The organism is Arthrobacter sp. HMWF013, from assembly GCF_003061105.1.
GTDB lineage: Bacteria > Actinomycetota > Actinomycetes > Actinomycetales > Micrococcaceae > Arthrobacter.
The window spans coordinates 1-2,283 of sequence record NZ_QAIQ01000372.1 but is presented as its reverse complement, the minus strand read 5'-3'; the positions used below and the strand labels follow the sequence as shown (position 1 = coordinate 2,283).

The 2,283-nt window shown below is 67.0% G+C and carries 2 protein-coding genes; both read left to right on the top strand.

Annotated elements, in window-relative coordinates:
- A partial coding sequence (locus DBR22_RS13795) for a hypothetical protein (RefSeq protein ID WP_219928122.1) occupies positions 1-567 on the top strand: 567 nt, incomplete at its 5' end.
- Entirely contained in the window at positions 551-2,041 is a 1,491-nt protein-coding gene (locus DBR22_RS13790) for a multicopper oxidase family protein (protein WP_108599483.1), read from the top strand. The genes DBR22_RS13795 and DBR22_RS13790, both read left to right, overlap by 17 nt.
- The last annotated feature ends 242 nt before the right edge of the window (positions 2,042-2,283 follow it).

Below are 2,283 nucleotides of genomic sequence, written 5' to 3'. Positions count from 1 at the left end.
CCCCTGCGGCCACCCGCGTTCCGCCCATGTGCCCGCGCGCCTAACGTCGGATCCAGGACGGGTGCCACTGAGCGGCATCCGCACGATGAGGAGGACATCATGCGCAGGACCTACTCGATCATCGCCTGGATCGTCGCCGTCGGTGTCGCCGTCCAGGCAGCGTCGATCGCCTTCGCCCTCGGCGGTGTGGGGCGCTACATCCAGGATGGCGGCGTCATCGACAAAGCACTCGTGGAGAGCCGCGAGGCGACTTTTGTCGGCGATCTCGGATTCCCGATCCACGGGATCGTGGGCGGGATGGTGATCCCGGTGGCCGCACTGGCCCTGCTGGTGGTGGCATTCTTCGTGAAAGTCCGCGGCGCCCGCCTGTGGGCGGCCATCGTGCTCGGCCTTGTTGCCTTGCAGATCACGCTTGGCTACTCCATCACCGATATGCCCTACCTCGGCCTGATCCACGGCGCGAATGCCCTCGCTGTGCTGCTCGCCGCCGTGTACGCGGCCCAGCGGATCAGGCAGCCCAGGACTGCGAGGGCGTCGGTTCAGGCCTCCGATGCCGTCGCGACGTGAGGTGTTCCGGCGCGTTGCCGCCGCCATCGCGGTGACAGGTGCCTTTGGCCTGGGTGCGCTGGCGTGGAGTTCGACGCTGCTGGGTGAGTACTCGGTGATGGACATGGGCGGCGGAAACGCCGGCCATGCCCACGTCTCCGGTTCTGGCAATTCCGGCACCGGCGCGCCCGGTCAGGTCAGGACGGTCAGTGTGGCCGCGTTGATCGAGGATCCGCTGCGGAATCCTGATGTGCGCGTCGAACTGGTCGCCCGCCAGCAGACCATCGATGTTCCTGGCGGGCGTCCTCTTGACGGGTACACGGTGAACGGCACCTCCCCCGGCCCCACCATCCGGGCGCGGCAGGGAGATCTCGTGGAGGTGGCCTTCATCAATGAGTCGGTCGCGGCCGGAGCCACCCTGCACTGGCACGGCATCGACGTGCCGAATGCGGCGGACGGGGTAGCCGGCATCACCCAGGACGCGGTGCCGGCGGGAGGCCACCATGTCTATCGGTTCATTGCAGCGGACGCCGGGACGTACTGGTACCACTCGCACCAGGTGTCCCATGAGCAGGTTGAACGCGGGCTGCTGGGTGCAGTGGTGATCGAACCGGCTGCGCCGTTAACCGACGACGGCGGAACTGACGTTATTGCCCTCCTGCACGTTTACGGGGGCCAGCACACTCTCAACGGCCGGGTGCAGGACGAGCAGGTGCCCGCCGCCCCCGGGTCCCCGGTGCGCACCCGCATCATCAACACCGATCAGGGCACGGCCGCAGTCTGGTCCGCCGCTCCCTTCCGCGTTTTCGCAACAGACGGGCACGAGGTGAACGCTCCCGCCGTCGTCGAGGGCCGGACGGTGCTGATCCCGGCGGGTGGACGTGTGGACGTGATGACCCAGGCTCCTGCGCAAGGATCGGTGCGCCTCCACGTGGGCGGGGCCAGGAGTGTCTCCATCGGCGATCCGGCGGTGGTCCCGCCCGCAGCGCGGCAGCCCGCGGAGACGCTCGATCTGCTGGCCTACGGCGCGCCTGCACTGCTGGGCTTCGACGCGGGCTCTCCGGACCGGACATTCGATTACGTGATCGGGCGGCGCTACGGCCTGATCGACGGGCGTCCCGGAAATTTCTGGACCATCAACGGACGGCTCTTCCCCGACGTCCCGATGTTCCACGTCCGCGAAGGCGACGTGGTCAGGATGCGCGTCGTCAACGACTCGGGCGAGGTGCATCCGATGCACCTGCACGGCCACCACGTCGTGGTCCTCTCGCGTGACGGCACACCGGCGTCGGGAAGCCCGTGGTGGGTGGATTCGTTGGACGTCCACCCCGGCGAGTCCTACGAGATAGCCTTCGTGGCCGACAATCCCGGCATCTGGAGCGACCACTGCCACACCCTCCCCCACGCCGTGGACGGCCTCGTGGCCCACCTGATGTACGAGGGCATCTCCACCCCGTTCACCATCAACGGCGCCGCCGGCAACCAGCCCGAATAACCCTGCAACGCGGGGTCACTCCTCGCCCAATAAACCTCGATTATCGGGCCGGGAGTGACCCCGCGTTGGTGTTAGGAGCGGCGGGCCCGTTTGATTCTGGCGATGAGGCCCTGAAAATCTTCGGCGAGATCATCTGCGTTCGGTTTGAAATAGGACCATCCTGCGTTGATGAAGAATTCATCGCGGCGGTTATCGCGCGACTGCTGTTCCCTCGATCGGTGATGCTCGCCGTCGTACTGTAC